The organism is Streptomyces sp. NPDC087422 (genome assembly GCF_044744145.1).
Lineage (GTDB): Bacteria > Actinomycetota > Actinomycetes > Streptomycetales > Streptomycetaceae > Actinacidiphila.
On the sequence record NZ_JBIUXT010000006.1, the window covers coordinates 318,363 to 334,275 of the forward strand.

A 15,913-nucleotide genomic window follows, 5' to 3' on the forward strand; every position below is an offset into this window, starting at 1 on the left:
GCCGCGAATGAGGAATTATTCCGAATTTCATCGCCCGTGGACGGTAACAGCGTGCGGCAGTGGCTCAAACCCCGGAATAGGTATAGGGGGTGGGGGCCGTGTTTTAGGGGGTACCCCCGCGGGGGCAGGGGTCGTGCGGTCAATGACCCCGGTTGACTGGCCAGTTGAACGCTGATGGGATCGATTACCGGTCCACGTCCGTCCTGTCCGCAACCACGGATGACGGCGCGGAGGGCGACAATTCCGAGGCGATCGGGACGCGCACTCCGCATTCCACCGAGGCGGTGGAAAGTCTGGCGTTTTCGTGCGACCTGTATCACCCCCCGGGTCGTGGGATTCCGAAGGAGCTCTGACGTACTGGTGGCGGACACAAATGCCGACCGGAATTCGCTGAACGGACACGGCGGCGACCCCGCCGGGCCGGGCGAACCCATCGCCGTCATCGGGGTCTCCTGCCGACTGCCGGGAGCGGACGACCCGACGGCGTTCTGGGACCTGCTGCGCGGCGGCGCGGACGCCGTGACCGAACTCGCCGCGCCCCGTTGGCCGGTGGAGGGCGGCGCGGACGCCGAGCCGGACGTCGATTCGGACATCGGGAAGGGCGGTCCGGGAGATCCGGGAGATCCGGGCGGTCCGGGCGCGGCCGGTCCACAGCGCGGCGGCTTCCTGGACGCCGAGCGGATCGAGGGCTTCGACGCGGAGTTCTTCGGCGTCACGCCCCGCGAGGCCGCCCAGATGGACCCCCAGCAGCGACTCGCGCTCGAACTGGGCTGGGAGGCGCTGGAGGACGCGGGCCTCGCCGCCCTGCACCCCGCCTCCAGGCCCGGGACCCCCGAGGCCGCCTCGGCGGAGCACCCGGGGAAGACGGCTCGACGGCCCGTCGCCTACGGGGTGTTCCTCGGCGTCATCGCCGACGACTACGCGACCCTCAGCGCCCGGTCAGGACCGGCCACCGCCCACACCCTCACCGGCCTGCACCGCAGCCTCGTCGCCAACCGCATCTCCTACGCGCTGGGCCTCAACGGCCCGAGCCTGACCGTCGACGCCGGGCAGTCCTCCTCGCTGGTCTCGGTCCACCTCGCCTGCGAGAGCCTGCGCTCCGGCGAGTCGGCGGTCGCCCTGGCCGGCGGCGTGAACCTCAACCTCGTCCCGGAGACCACCGAGCGGATCACCGCCTTCGGCGCTCTCTCTCCCGACGGCCGCTGCTACACCTTCGACGAGCGCGCCAACGGCTACGTCCGCGGCGAGGGCGGCGCGGTCCTGGTCCTCAAGCGGCTGAGCGACGCCGTCGCCGACGGCGACCCGATCCGCTGCGTGCTGCTCGGCAGCGCCGTCAACAACGACGGCGGCGGCCCCGGCCTCACCAGCCCGCACCAGGCGGCGCAGGAAGACCTGCTGCGCAGCGCCTACCGGCAGGCCGGGGTCGCGCCGGACGAGGTGCAGTACGTCGAACTGCACGGCACCGGCACCCGCGTCGGCGACCCGGTCGAGGCCCGCGCGCTCGGTACGGTGCTCGGCGCCGGCCGCGACCCGCGAGCGCCGCTGGCCGTCGGCTCGGTCAAGACCAACGTCGGCCACCTGGAAGGCGCGGCGGGCGTGACCGGCCTGCTCAAGCTGATCCTCAGCGTCCAGCACCGGGCACTGCCGCCGAGCCTCAACTACCGCCGCCCGAACCCGGAGATCGCGCTGGCGGACCTCCGCCTGCGGGTGCAGACCGGGGACGGGGCGACCGCCTGGCCCGACGCCGACCGGCCGCTGCTGGGCGGTGTCTCCTCCTTCGGCATGGGAGGCACCAACTGCCATGTGGTGGTGGGCGAATGGGCCGCGGCCTCGGCCTCCGTCGTCCCCGAAGCGGTTGCCCCGGTCGCCGCCCCCGCGAAACGGTCACCGCTCGGTGAACTCGACCTCGTGCCCTGGCCGGTGTCCGCGCGGTCCGCCGCCGCGCTGCGAGGCCAGGCCGAACGCCTGCTCGCCGTCGCCGAATCCGCCGATGCCGAATCCGCCGAATCCGCCGATGTCGATGCCGATGCTCATGCCGGCTCCGGCTCCGGCTCCGGCTCCGACTCCGGCTCCGACTCCGCCGACGGCGGCGGCCCGTCGAGCCTGCGCCCGGTAGGCCGGGCCCTCGCCCTCTCCCGGGCGGCGTTCGAGCACCGCGCTGTCGTCCTCGCGGCCGGACCCGCGGACGCCCGTAGCGCCGTCGGCATGCTCGCCACCGGCATGCCCGCGGCCGGTCTCGTGAGCGGCGCGGTGCGCGCCGGAGGCAGCCGGGTGGCCCTGGTGTTCCCGGGCCAGGGCTCGCAGTGGGCGGGCATGGCGATGGAACTGCTCGCCACCTCACCGGTGTTCGCGTCCCGGATGGGGGAGTGCGACACGGCGCTGGCCCCGTATCTCGGCAGCTCGGTGGTCGAGGCGATCCGGGAGGGCGCCCTGGACGACGTGGTCGTCGTCCAGTCGGCGCTGTGGGCGGTGATGGTGTCGCTGGCCGAGGTGTGGCGCGCCGCCGGTGTCGAGCCCGGCGCCGTCATCGGGCACAGCCAGGGCGAGATCGCCGCCGCCTGCGTCGCGGGCGCGCTGTCCGTCGAGGACGGGGCGAAGACGGTCGCGCTGCGGGCGAAGGTGATCGGCGCGTCGCTGTCGGGCCGCGGCGGGATGCTCTCGGTCGGGCTGCCCGTCGGCGCGGTGCTCGAACGCCTCACCCGCTGGGGCGACCGGCTGTGCGTCGGATCGGTCAACGGGCCTTCTTCCACCGTGGTGTCGGGCGAGCTGGACGCGCTCGCCGAACTGCGCGCCGCCTGCGACGCCGAGGGCATTCGCGCCCGGCGCGTCGACATCGACTACGCGTCGCACTCGGTCCAGGTCGACGCGATCCGGGAGGAGGTGCTGGACGCCCTGGCCGGCATCACCCCGGTGGCGTCCGACGTGCTCTTCTACTCCACGGTCACCGGCGGCCGGCTCGACACCCGGGAGCTGGACGCCGCGTACTGGCTCGCCAACCTCCGCGGGCAGGTGCGGTTCGACGAGACCGTACGCGCGCTGCTGGCGGACGGGTTCGGCTACTTCGTGGAGGCCAGCGCGCACCCCGTGCTGGCGGTGGGCCTGGCCGAGACGTTCGAGGACGCCGGGTTCGACGCGGTGGCGCTCGGCACGCTGCGCAGGAACCAGGGCGGCCAGGAACGCTTCCTGACCTCGCTGGCCGAGGGCTGGGTACGCGGCCTGCCGGTCGACTGGCAGGCCGTGTTCGCCGACACGGCCCCGGCCCAAGTGGCCCTGCCCACTTATGCGTTCCAGCGCCGCCGCCACTGGCTGGACACCGCGACCGGCCGCCGTCGCCGACGCGCGGGAACCGCCGCCGTACCGGCCCGGCGCACCATCAGGGACGCCGAGCACGACGAGGACCGGGACTCCGGCGCCGAACCGGCCGCCGCCGCCTCCTCGTTCGCCGCCCGACTGGCCGCGCTGCGCCCGGCCGAGCGGGATTCGACGCTGCTGCGCTTCGTTCTGGCGCACGCGGCGGCGGTCGCGGGACAGCCGTCGCCGGACGCGCTCGACCCCGAACAGACCTTCAAGAACCTCGGGTTCGACTCGCACCTGTCGGTCCAGCTCCGCAACCGGATCGCCGAGCAGGCCGAGGTGGCGATGCCCGCCACCGTCCTCTTCGACCAGCCCACGCCGTCCGCGCTCGCCCGCCACCTGCGCGCCGCCCTGCTCGACGCGGGACCCGCGGCGAACGACACCGCGGCGCCCCCCGCTGACCACCCGGACGCCGACGACTCCCCGATCGCCATCGTCGCCATGGCCTGCCGACTGCCCGGCGGCGTCGACTCGCCCGAGGCGCTGTGGGACGTCGTCGCGGACGGCCGGGACGTCATCGGCGACTTCCCCGACAACCGCGGCTGGGACATCGAGCGCCTCTACGACCCGCAGGCGCGGCGCGCGGCCACCAGCTACGTCCGGCACGGCGGATTCCTCGACGGCGCACCGGACTTCGACGCCGGGCTGTTCGGGATCTCGCCGCGCGAGGCCCTGGCCATGGACCCGCAGCAGCGCCTGCTGCTGGAGACCTCGTGGGAGGCGGTGGAGCGCGCCGGGATGGACCCGCTGTCCCTGCGCGGCACCCGCACCGGCGTCTTCTTCGGCGCGATGTTCCAGGAGTACGGGCCGCAGCTCCAGTACGGCGCGGACGGCGTCGAGGGCCACCGGCTCACCGGCACCCTCACCAGCGTCGCCTCGGGACGGCTGGCCTACACGCTGGGCCTCGAGGGCCCGGCCGTCACCCTGGACACGGCCTGCTCGTCGTCCCTGGTCGCACTGCACTGGGCGGTACGGTCGCTGCGGTCGGGCGAGTGCACGATGGCGATCGCGGGCGGCGTCACGATCATGTCCACGCCCGGCATGTTCGTGGAGCTGAGCCGACAGGGGGCGCTGTCCCCCGACGGCCGCTGCAAGGCGTTCTCCGCGGCCGCGGACGGCACCGGCTGGTCCGAGGGCGTCGGCGTCCTCGTGGTCGAGCGGCTCTCCGACGCGCGCCGCAACGGCCACCAGGTGCTGGCCCTGATCCGCGGCTCCGCCACCAACCAGGACGGCGCGAGCAACGGCCTGACCGCGCCGCACGGCCCCTCGCAGGAGCGGGTGATCCGTGACGCGCTCGCCGACGCGCGGGTCGCCGCCGCCGACGTGGACGTGGTCGAGGCGCACGGCACCGGCACGACGCTCGGCGACCCGATCGAGGCGCAGGCGCTGCTGGCCACCTACGGGCGCAGCCGCCCCGAGGACCGGCCGCTCCGGCTCGGCTCGGTCAAGTCCAACATCGGGCACACCCAGGCCGCGGCGGGCATCGCGGGCGTGATCAAGATCGTGCAGGCCCTGCACCACGAGGAGCTGCCCCGCACTCTGCACGCGGACGTTCCCTCGCCGCACGTCGACTGGTCCGGCGCCGTCACGCTCCTGACCGAACCGGTGGCGTGGAAGCGCGGGGAACGGCCGCGGCGCGCGGGCGTCTCGTCGTTCGGCATCAGCGGCACGAACGCGCACGTGATCCTGGAGGAGGCGGAGGCTCCCGTAAGCGCTCCGGCCGCGCCCGGCGCGTCCGAGGCCGAGGTCGAGGTCGAGTCCGTATCCGCTTCGGACTCCGTATCCGCTTCCGCTTCCGAGGGCGGGGCCGGGGACCCGCGGGCGCTCCCGATCCTCACCGGCGCCCCCGCACCGTGGCCGGTGTCAGGACAGTCGGCCGCCGCGCTGCGCGCCCAGGCCGCCCGTCTCCGCGACTGGACGGGCGAGGCCGGGGGAGACGGCCCCGCGAGCACGGGTGACGGCCGGGCCGCCACCGGCCATGCCCTGGCCACCGCCCGCGCCGTACTCGAACACCGGTCCGTCGTGCTCGCCGCCGACCCCGACGGTACCCGTGACGCGCTGACCGCCGTCGCCGTCGGCGCGCCCACCCCCCACGCCGTCGTCGGCGCGGCCGACCTGCGCGGCCGGACCGTGTTCGTCTTCCCCGGCCAGGGCTCCCAGTGGCGCGGCATGGCCGCCGAACTCCTCGACACCTCACCGGTGTTCGCCCGCCGCTTCGCCGAGTGCGAGCGGGAGGCGGCCGCCTACGTCGACTGGTCCGCCACCGCTGTGCTGCGCGCCGCCCCGGACGCGCCGCCGCTCGACCGGATCGACGTACTCCAACCGGTGCTGTTCGCCGTCAACGTGTCCCTGGCCGCGATGTGGCGCGCCGCGGGCGTCGAGCCGGCCGCCGTCGTCGGCAGCAGCCAGGGCGAGATCGCCGCGGCCTGCGTCGCGGGCGCCCTCACCCTCGCCGACGCCGTCCGCATCGTCGTCCTGCGCAGCGCGCTCTTCGGCGAGGAACTCGTCGGCAACGGCGCCGTCGCCTCGGTCGCGCTGAGCGCGCAGGCGCTGGAAGAGCGGCTGGCCGCGTGGGACGGCCGCCTCACCGCGGCCGGACGCAACGGACCCACCGCGCAGACCGTCGCCGGGGACGAGACCTCGCTCGCCGAATTCGTCGCCGCCTGCAAGGACGAGGGGATTAGGGCCCGCGTCATCGGCTCCACCGTCGCCTCGCACTGCGCCCAGGTCGACCCGCTGCGCGACCGCATCACGCAGATGTTCGCCGACGTCACGCCCGCCGCGGGCGACGTCCCGTTCTACTCGACCGTCACCGGCGGCGCGCTCGACGGACACGGGCTCGACGCCGACTACTGGTTCGAGAACGCCCGCAGGCCGGTCGACTTCGAGACCGCCGTCCACACACTCCTCGACGAGGGCTTCCGGTTCTTCGTCGAGATCAGCGCCCACCCCGTACTCACCCCCGCCATGCAGGAGACGTTCGAGTACGCCGGGACCGACGCCCTCGCCCTCGGCACGCTCCGCCGCGACGAAGGCGGCGCCGACCGCTTCCTCACCTCCGTCGCCGAAGGCTGGGTCCGCGGCCTGCCCGGCGTCGACTGGACCCGCCTGCTGCCCGCGACCGACGGGCGCCGCGTCCACCTGCCCACCTACGCCTTCCAACGGGCGCGGTACTGGCTGGAGTCGGCGGCGGGCGCGGGCGCGGGAACGGACGGCCTCGGCCTGTCCGCCACCGGGCACCCGATGCTGGGCGCGGCCGTACAACTCGCCGACACCGAAAACCTGTTGCTCACCGGCCGGATCTCGTTGCGCACCCATCCGTGGCTGGCGGACCACGCCGCTCTCGACACGGTGCTGCTGCCCGGCGCGGCGTTCGCCGAACTGGCCCTGCACGCCGCTGAGTTGACCGGATGCGCCCAGGTCGAGGAACTCACCCTGGAAGCACCGCTGGTCCTCACGGGCCAGGACGGCGTGCACCTCCAGCTCACCGTCGGCGCACCGGACACGACCGGCCGCCGCGAACTGCGAATCCACTCACGACCCGACCGCGCCGACGCGCACGACGACTTCGGAAGCGTCGACACCGGCCCCTGGGTCCGGCACGCCGCGGGCGTCCTCGCCTCCGAGGCGCCCGCCGCTCCCGAACCCCTGACCGCCTGGCCCCCGGCCGACGCCCGGCCGGTGCCCGTCGAGGAGTTCTACGCGGACCTGGACGCGACCGGTTACGGCTACGGTCCGGCCTTCCGCCGCGTCCGCGCCGCCTGGCGGTCGGGTCAGCACCTCTACGCCGACGTCGCCCTCGCCGACGAGCAGGCCACCGAAGCCGGATCGTACGGCGTCCATCCCGCCCTGCTGGACGCCGCGTTGCACATCTGCCTGGCCCATGTGGACGGCCTGCGGCTGCCGTTCGCCTGGCGCGGGCTCGCCCTGCACGCCGTCCACGCCTCGGCGGTCCGCGTCCGCGTCACTCCCGACGGCCCGGACACCGTCGCCCTGACCCTCGCGGACGCCACCGGCGCGCCCGTCGCGTCCATCGAGGCGCTCACCCTGCTGCCCGTCGGCGAGGCGCAGTTGAGCCCCGCTGGGCGCCCCGCGAACACCCCCGCGGACCAGGCGCTCTTCCGGCTCGACTGGCAGCCCGCCGCGACCGCGGAGCGCGCCGCCGAATGGCTGGCCGTCGGTCCCGGCACGGGCGACGACGGCGTGCCCGACATCGCGGAGCTGCTCGCCCGCATCGACGCGGGCGCCATCGAGGCGCCGCCGACGGCACTGGTACGGCTCGGCGGGTGGGGGCACGAGGAGCCGGGCGGCGCGAAGGGTGCGCCGGGCGACGGCGACGGTTACGGGAGCGGGGCGTCGGGTTACGACGGCGGCCAGCCTGTCGGCGCGAACGGTTTCCTCGGCGACGGGAGTGGGACGGCGGCCCACGAGGGCGGGACGCCGGGCCGTACGCCGGTCGACGCGGCACTGCCCGCCCGCGCCCACGCAGCGACCGCCGAGGCGCTGGCCCTGCTCAAGACCTGGCTCGGCGACGAGCGGCTGAGCACGTCGCGCCTGGTCGTGCTGACGCGCGGGGCGGTGGCGGCGGGACCCGACGAGGCCGTCGCCGATCTGGCGACGGCACCCGTCTGGGGCCTGATCCGCAGCGCCCAGTCCGAGCACCCCGGCCGCCTCGTCCTGGTCGACACGGACGACACACCGGCGTCCCGGGACGCACTGGCCACGGCCGTCGCCACCGCCGTCGCGCGGGACGAGGCGCAGATCGCCTTGCGCGCGGGCGAGACACGGCTGCCCCGGCTGGTCCGCGCCACCCCCGGCGCCGCGTCCGAGACGCCCGGCACCCAGAGCGACCCGCACACCGCCGAGGCCGACCCGCACGGCACGGTCCTGATCACCGGCGGGACCGGCGCCCTCGGCTCGCTGCTGGCCGGTCACCTGGTCACCGAACACGGCGTCCGGCACCTCGTCCTGACCAGCCGCCGCGGACCCGACACGGACGGCGCCGCCGACCTCAGGGCCCGGCTCCGCGCCGACGGCGCGGAGACCGTCGACATCGTCGCCTGCGACGCGGCCGACCGAACGGCGCTGGCCGCCCTGCTGGACTCCGTTCCCTCCGACCGGCCGCTGACCGGCTTGGTGCACGCGGCCGGTGTGCTCGACGACGGACTCGTGCTGTCCCTCACCGACGACCAACTGTCCCGCGTGCTCACGCCGAAGGTGGACGCGGCGGTCCATCTGCACGAGCTGACCCGGCACTTGGACCTGTCGCTGTTCGTGCTGTTCTCCTCCATCGCCGCGACCTTCGGCAACCCCGGCCAGGCCGACTACGCCGCCGCCAACGCCTTCCTCGACGCCCTCGCCGCGCGCCGCCGCGCCGAGGGCCTGCCCGCGCACTCCCTCGCCTGGGGCCTGTGGGAAGAAGTCGGCAGCATGCGCGCCCACTTGGACGACGCCGACCTCGCCTGGCTGCGCGCCTCCGGCGTCCGGCCGCTGGCCGCCGACCTCGGCCTGGCCCTGTTCGACGCGGCCACGGCCACCGACACGTCCTGCCTCGTCCCCGTCTCGCTCGACCTGTCCGCCCTGCGCACCGAGGCCGCCCGCGGCTCCCTGCGGCCCGCCTTCCGCAGCCTGGTCCGCGCACGGCGCACCGCCGCCGCTGCCGCACCGGCCGACAGCGCCAGCGACCTGCGGCACCGCCTCACCGGCCTCGACCCGCAGGAACAGGACCGGCTCCTGCTCGATCTGATCCGTGAACAGGCCGCAGCCGTCCTCGCGTTGCCGACACCGGACACGATTTCCGCGCGCCGCAGCTTCAAGGAGTTCGGCTTCGACTCGCTGACCGCCCTCCAACTCCGCAACGCCCTCGCCACGTCCACCGGCCTCCGGCTCCCCGCCACCATCGTCTTCGACTACCCGACGCCCCAGGCGCTCACCGGCTTCCTCCGCACCCTCGTGCTGGGCACCGACCGGCCGGGCCAGCTGGCGGCAACGGCCCCGACCGACGCGGCAGTCCGGGCGCCCGCTCCGGACAGTGACACCGATCCGGTGGTGATTGTGGGGATGGCGTGCCGGTATCCGGGTGGTGTGGGTTCGCCTGAGGAGTTGTGGTCGCTGGTTGCTTCGGGTGGGGACGCGGTGTCGGGGTTCCCGGTGGACCGGGGGTGGGATGTTGAGGGGTTGTTTGATTCGAATCCTGGTGTGGCGGGGCGGAGTTATGCGCGTGAGGGTGGGTTCCTCTATGGCGCGGGTGAGTTCGATGCGGGGTTCTTCGGGGTGTCTCCGCGTGAGGCGTTGTCGATGGATCCTCAGCAGCGGTTGCTGCTGGAGGCGTCGTGGGAGGTGCTGGAGCGGGCGGGTATTGATCCTGGTTCGCTGAAGGGCAGTTCGACGGGTGTCTTCACCGGCGTCATGCACCACGACTACGGCTCCACCGGCGACCGCCCCGAAGAACTGGAGGGCTACGCCGTCACCAGCACGCAGGGCAGCGTCGCCTCCGGCCGGGTCTCGTACACCTTCGGTTTCGAGGGTCCGGCGATGACGGTGGACACGGCGTGCTCGTCGTCGCTGGTCGCGATGCATCTGGCGGCGCAGGCCCTGCGGTCGGGGGAGTGCTCGCTCGCCCTGGCCGGAGGCGTCACCGTCATGGCGACCCCGTGGGTCTTCGTGGAGTTCAGCCGCCAGCGGGGCATGGCGCCCGACGGCCGCAGCAAGGCGTTCTCGGCGGCGGCGGACGGTGCCGGGTGGGGCGAGGGCGTCGGTGTCCTGCTGCTGGAGCGGCTGTCGGACGCACGGCGCAACGGTCACCAGGTGCTGGCGGTGATGCGGGGCTCCGCGGTGAACCAGGATGGCGCGTCGAACGGGCTGACCGCCCCGAACGGGCCTTCGCAGGAGCGGGTGATCCGGGCCGCCCTGGAAAGCGCCGGTCTGACGGCCGCCGATGTCGACGCCGTCGAGGCGCACGGGACCGGCACGGCACTGGGCGACCCCATCGAGGCGCAGGCGCTGCTCGCGACGTACGGGCAGGAGCGGGCCGGTGAACTGCCCCTCTGGCTGGGCTCGGTGAAGTCGAACATCGGCCACACGCAAGCCGCCGCCGGGGTCGCGGGCGTCATCAAGATGGTCCAGGCGATGCGCCACGGTGTGCTGCCGCGCACGCTCCACGTGGATGAGCCGACGCCGCACGTCGACTGGTCGAGCGGCGCCGTCGAGTTGCTGACCGACTCCCAGGACTGGTCCCCGGGCGACCGCCCGCGCCGGGCCGCCGTTTCGTCGTTCGGCATTAGCGGGACGAACGCGCACGTGATCCTGGAGGAGGCCGAGCCGTCGCGGACCTCCGAGCCCGACGCCGCGCCGGAGGCAGGCCCGTTGGGGTCGCTGACGGTGGTGCCGTGGGTGGTGTCCGCGCGGTCGGCGGACGCGCTGCGCGGACAGGCCGGACGCCTGGCGTTCTTCGTCGAGGCGGGCGGCGCGGAGAACTCCCCGGCGGACGTCGGCCTCTCCCTCGCGACGTCCCGCACCGCCCTGGAGCACCGGAGCGTGGTGCTGGCCCCGGACATCGCCGAGGCCGTCTCGGGGCTCGGCGCCCTGGCCGACGACACCCCGGCCGCCCGCGTGGTGTCGGGCGCGACGGTGCGGGACCCCGGCCGGGTGGTGTTCGTGTTCCCTGGTCAGGGGTCGCAGTGGGCGGGGATGGCGATGGGGTTGTTGGACTCCTCGCCGGTATTCGGGGCGCGGTTGGCGGAGTGTGACGCGGCGCTGCGTCCTTATGTGGGGTCGTCGGTGGTGGAGGCGATTCGTAGCGGGGCTCTGGACGATGTGGTCGTTGTTCAGGGTGCGTTGTGGGCGGTGATGGTGTCGCTCGCCGAGGTGTGGCGGTCGGTGGGCGTTGAGCCGGGTGCGGTGATCGGTCACAGTCAGGGTGAGATCGCGGCGGCGTGTGTCGCTGGCGCTCTTTCCGTGGAGGATGCGGCGCGGGTCGTGGCGCTGCGGGCGAAGGCGATTCGCGGGACCTTGTCGGGCCGAGGCGGGATGGTGTCGGTCGCGCTGCCCGCGCAGGACGTACGGGAGCGGATCGCGCGCTGGGACGGCCGTATTTCTGTCGCGTCGGTGAACGGGCCCTCGTCCACGGTCGTTTCGGGTGAACCCGGCGCGTTGGATGAGCTGTTGACGGCGTGTGAGGCCGAGGGCGTACGGGCGCGTCGTATCGATGTGGACTACGCGTCGCACTCGGTGCAGGTGGACGCGATCCGTGACGAGGTTGTTGAGGCTCTGTCGGGCATCGAGCCGCAGTCGTCGCAGGTGCCGTTCTACTCGACGGTGACCGGCGGCCGTATCGACACGAGCACGCTGGACGCTGCGTACTGGGTGACCAACCTCCGCCAGGAAGTCCGCTTCGACGAGACCGTCCGGGCCCTACTGGCGGACGGGTTCGGCTACTTCGTGGAGTCCAGCCCCCACCCGGTTCTCGCTGTCGGTCTGGCCGAGACGTTCGAGGACGCGGGGTCGGACGCCGTCGCCCTGGGCACCCTCCGCCGCGAAGAGGGCGGCCAGGAAAGGTTCCTGACGTCTCTCGCGGAGGGTTGGGTACGCGGCCTCCCCGTCGACTGGCGATCCGTCTTCGCCGGAACCCCCGCCCACCACGTCGACCTGCCCACGTACGCCTTCCAGCACGAGCGCTACTGGCTGACCGGTGAGGGCAGCCGCAGCGGCGATCCCAGCGGGCTCGGGCAGGAGGCCGTCGATCACCCGCTGTTGGGTGCGGTGGTGCGCCTGGCGGATTCGGATCAGGTCGTGTTCACGGGCCGGTTGTCGCTGGCGTCGCACGCGTGGCTGGGCGATCACCGGGTGGAGGGGACCGTGCTGGTGCCGGGCGCGGCCCTGGCCGAATGGGCGTTGCGCGCGGCGGACGAGGTCGGGGCCGGGCGGGTCGAGGAGTTGACGCTCCAGGTGCCGTTGGCGGTGCCGGAGGGCGGCGGCGTACAGGTGCAGGTCTCCGTCGGCGCGCCCGACGCGGACGGACGGCGCGAACTCGGCATCCACTCCCGCGCGGAGAGCGCCGCGCCGGGCGACCGGCCCTGGACGCGTAACGCCGCCGGCACGCTGCTCGACGGCAGCCCTGACACCCCGGACACGCTCACCGCGTGGCCGCCGCCGGGCGCCGAGCCGGTGCCGGTCGACGGCTTCTACGAGCGGGCAGCGGCGGCCGGTTACGGCTACGGCCCTGCCTTCCAGGGCCTGCGGGCCGCATGGCGCGACGGCGACGAGCTGTACGCGGAAGTGGCGTTGCCGGAGGCCGCGGCCAAGGACGCGGCCCGGTTCGGCATCCATCCCGCCCTGCTCGACGCCGCGATCCAGGCCGTACTGCTGGAGCACCCTCACGGCTCGCCGGTCCGGCTGCCGTTCGTCTGGTCCGATGTCGTGCTGGGCGCGGTCGGCGCGACCTCCGTACGCCTACGGCTGCGGGCCTCGGGACCTGACACGGTGTCAGTGACGGTGACCGACACCGCAGGCGCCCTGGTCCTGTCGGTGACGTCCCTCGTGCTGCGCGCGGTATCGGGCGACCAGCTCCGTGGTTCCGGCGCGGACCCGGTCGACGGCCTGTTCCGGGTGGACTGGGTCCGCGCGACGCCTACGGAGGCCGACGCGGCGACGGCCGACTGCGTCCTCGTGCCGGGGGCAGCGGGCCTCGCGGCCCTGGCCGCCGCCTCAGAGTCGGTTCCGCCGCTGGTCGGCGTGGCCCTGCCCCCGGTCTCAGTCTCGGATGGCGTGCCGGGTGCGGTGGCGGACGCAGTGACCGGCGTGCTGAGTCTGGTCCAGGAGTGGCTGGCCGAGGAGCGGTTCGCTGGTTCGCGGTTGGTCCTCCTCACCCGTGGCGCGGTGTCCACTCACAGCGGTGAGCCTGTCGCCGATCTGGTCCACGCCCCGGTGTGGGGCCTGGTGCGCAGTGCGATCGCCGAGAACCCCGGCCGCCTGCTGCTGGTCGACACCGACCACGACGTGGACACGGCCGCGGAGCTCGGTGTGGTGCTCGGTGTCGCGGTGGCGGCGGGTGAGCCGCAGGTGGCGGTGCGCGGTGGTGAGGTGCTGGTGCCGAGGCTGGTGCGGGCGCCTGCCGGTGGCGGGGGTTTGGTGCCGCCCGCCGAGGGCGCGTGGCGACTGGTCGCCTCCGAAGGGACGCTCGACGGGCTGGCCCTGGCCCCCCACCCCGCTGCCGACGCGCCGCTCGCCCCCGGCCAGATCCGGGTCGGTATCCGCGCGGCCGGTGTCAACTTCCGTGACGTCGTGGTCAGTCTGGGCATGGTCGGCACTGAGGAGTCGCTCGGCTGCGAGGGTGCGGGTGTCGTGGTCGAGGTCGGGCCCGGTGTCGCGGGTGTCGTGGTGGGTGACCGGGTGATGGGTCTGCTGCCGGAGTCGTTCGGGCCGTTGGCGGTGGTGGACGAGCGGTTGGTCGTCCGGGTGCCGGAGGGCTGGAGTTTCGAGCAGGCCGCCGCCGTGCCCGCGGTGTTCCTCACGGCGTGGATCGGTCTCGCCGACCTCGGCGAACTCCGGTCCGGACAAAGGGTGTTGATTCACGCGGCGACCGGTGGTGTGGGGATGGCGGCCACGCAGTTGGCTCGCCACTGGGGTGCCGAGGTCTTCGGGACCGCCAGCGAGGGCAAGTGGGACACCCTCCGGGACATGGGCTTTGACGCCGAGCACATCGCGTCCTCCCGGACCCTGGCCTTCGAGGACGCCTTCATGACCGCCACCGGGGGCGACGGAGTCGACGTCGTACTGGACTGCCTGGCGCGGGAGTTCGTGGACGCGTCGTTGCGGTTGCTGCCGCGTGGCGGCCGGTTCCTGGAGATGGGCAAGACCGACATCCGCGACCCGGAGGCTGTCGCCGCCGAGCACCCCGGTGTGACCTACCGGGCCTACGACCTGGCGAAGGCGGACCCGCAGCGAGTCGGCGAGATCCTGCGGGAGTTGGCGGGGTTGTTCGCGGAGGGTGTGCTGGAGCCGTTGCCGGTGCGGGTGTGGGACGTACGGCGGGCGGACGAGGCGTTGCGGTTCATGTCGCAGGCGCGGCATGTCGGCAAGGTCGTGCTGCGTCTTCCCCGCCGGGTGGATGCCGCGAGTGCGGTGGTGATCACGGGTGGTACGGGTCTGCTGGGCGGGCTGGTGGCCCGGCATCTGGTGGCCTCGTACGGGGTCCGGGATCTGGTGCTGGCCAGCCGACGGGGCGAGGACGCTCCCGGAGCGGCCGAGTTGGTGGCGGAGTTGGAGGCGGCCGGTGCGCGGGTCGAGGTCGTGGCGTGTGATGCCGCGGTCCGGGACGAGGTGGCCGGGCTGCTCGCGCGCTTTGGCGGGGACCGGCCGTTGGGTGGTGTGGTGCACTGCGCGGGCGCGCTGGGCGACGCGCTGATCGGTGGTCTGGACGAAGGCCGGGTGCGCGCGGTGTTGGGCGCGAAGGTGGATGCGGCGTGGCATCTGCATGAGCTGACCCGGGACCTGGACCTGTCGTTGTTCGTGCTGTTCTCGTCGCTCGCGGGCGTGGTGGGCACGGCGGGGCAGGGCAATTACGCGGCGGCGAACACGTTCCTGGACGCTCTGGCGGGCGTGCGCCGTACGAGTGGTGCGGCCGGTGTGTCGATGGCATGGGGACACTGGGCCACCGACTCCGAGCTGACCGGTTCGCTCGATGAGGTCGACCGGGCACGTCTGGCCCGTTCTGGTGTGGTGCCAATGAGCGTCGAGCAGGGAATTGGCCTGTTCGACGCGGCCGTGAACTGGGACACGCCGCTCGCCGTCACGGCCCGCCTCGCGCCCGAGACGGCGGACGAGCAGACCGCGGGAGAAGCCTTCCGCGCTCTCGCGCGCGGCCTGACGAGCCGTACCCCGCAGCGCCGTACCGCCAAAGCCGCTGTCCCTGCGGAGCGTTCGGGCGGCGCGGACCTGGCCGCGCGCCTCGCCGCGCTCGGCGCCGCCGAGCGCAGCGCCGTACTCGTCGACATGGTGCGCACCAACGTCGCGGCGGTGCTCGGCCACGGATCGTCGGCCGCCGTCGATCCGGCGCGCGCGTTCAAGGAACTGGGCTTCGACTCGCTCACCGGAGTCGAACTGCGCAACCGCCTCGGCACCGCCACCGGACAGCGGCTCGCGGCCACCGTGGTCTTCGACCACCCCACCCCCGACGCCCTCGCCGCGCACCTGCTCGGCACGCTGCTGCCCGACGAACGACCGCCAGGTGCCGATGAACTCCTGGCCGAACTGGCGGCGTTGGAGACCCAGCTCGCCACCGTCGCGGCCGAGGAGGTGGACGCGGACCAGCGCGCCGCGGTCGGCCGCCGACTGGAGACACTGCTCGCTCTCTGGCGCGACTCCGGCACCGAGACCGGCTCAGGCACACGCGAGACCGGTGCCGCCGACCGGCTGAAGTCGGCATCCGCCGACGAGGTGCTGGATTTCATCAACAACGAGCTCGGGATCTCCTGAGCGGCCTCGCCCGGCGCGGCGGCACGAGCGCCGGGCGGGCCACACGACGCAGGACATCCCGTAACCGCTCGGAGGAGGAACGCCT

Annotated in this window: 1 protein-coding gene; it reads left to right on the forward strand. The window is 73.9% G+C overall.

Annotated features, from left to right (window positions below; translation table 11 throughout):
* The first annotated feature begins 360 nt into the window (after nucleotides 1-360).
* Nucleotides 361-15,828, forward strand: a complete 15,468-nt coding sequence (locus tag ACIO6U_RS21550; RefSeq protein WP_401721343.1) for an SDR family NAD(P)-dependent oxidoreductase — start codon at nucleotides 361-363, stop codon at nucleotides 15,826-15,828.
* Nucleotides 15,829-15,913 lie beyond the last annotated feature (85 nt).